This is a genomic window from Mycoplasmopsis ciconiae, from assembly GCF_036350065.1.
Classification (GTDB): Bacteria; Bacillota_I; Bacilli_A; order Mycoplasmatales; family Metamycoplasmataceae; genus Mycoplasmopsis; species Mycoplasmopsis ciconiae.
Map to the genome: position 1 here is coordinate 1 of NZ_JAZDWZ010000020.1, position 864 is coordinate 864.

2 protein-coding genes are annotated in these 864 nt (G+C 34.8%); both read right to left on the reverse strand.

The genetic code is table 4. The features are described from left to right. Nucleotides 1-4: 4 nt before the first annotated feature. Nucleotides 5-403: a 30S ribosomal protein S9 gene (rpsI, locus tag V2E24_RS03550; protein ID WP_330501045.1), complete on the reverse strand. Its 399-nt coding sequence runs from the start codon at nucleotides 401-403 to the stop codon at nucleotides 5-7. Nucleotides 404-405: 2 nt separating this feature from the next. After that, entirely contained in the window at nucleotides 406-840 is a 435-nt protein-coding gene (gene rplM / locus V2E24_RS03555) for a 50S ribosomal protein L13 (protein WP_330501046.1), read from the reverse strand. Between the last annotated feature and the right edge of the window lie 24 nt (nucleotides 841-864).

Below are 864 nucleotides of genomic sequence, written 5' to 3' on the forward strand. Positions count from 1 at the left end.
AAAATTAACGTTTAGAGAATTGTCTTGCACGACGAGCTTTACGTAATCCTGGTTTTTTACGTTCTTTAGCACGAGCGTCTCTTGTAAGCATACCCATTGGTTTTAACTTAGCACGGTAATCAGCGTTAGCTTCTAATAAAGCTCTTGCAATTCCTAAACGAATTGCACCAGCTTGACCGCTTAAACCACCACCACTAACATTAACACTAACATCAAAAGTTCCTAAAGTTTCTGTTAAAACAAAAGGTTGGTTAGCATCTTTTAAGTAAATATCTGAAGTTAAATATTCTCTAGCATCACGTTTGTTAATTACGAAATTTCCGCTTCCTGGACGTAAAATAACACGTGCTACTGAAGATTTTCTTCTTCCTAATCCACGGTATTGTACAGATGTATTAGACATAATTATTTAACCTCGATTCTTTGTGGTTGTTGTGCTTCGTGTTTGTGCTCGCTTCCAGCATATACAAATAAGTTACGACGTTGTTTGTTACCTAATTTTGTGTGAGGAATCATTCCTGAAATTGCTTTTTCAACTAATGCTGTAGGTTTTTTTGCTCTTAATTTAGCAGCTGTAATTGATTTTAACCCTCCTGAGTAACCAGAGTGAGAGTAGTAAACTTTGTTTTCTTCTTTTTTAGCTGTTAAAAGAACTTTTTCAGCATTAATAACAATAACATAGTCACCCATGTCTGCGTTTGGTGTGAAAGTTGGTTTGTTTTTTCCTCTTAAAATAGTTGCAACTTGAGCTGCTAAACGTCCTAAAACTTGGTTTTCAGCGTCGATAACGTATCATTTTTTATCTGCTGTTAATTTTGTAACAATAGTAGTTTGTCTCATGTCTCTCCTTTATACGTTAATTTT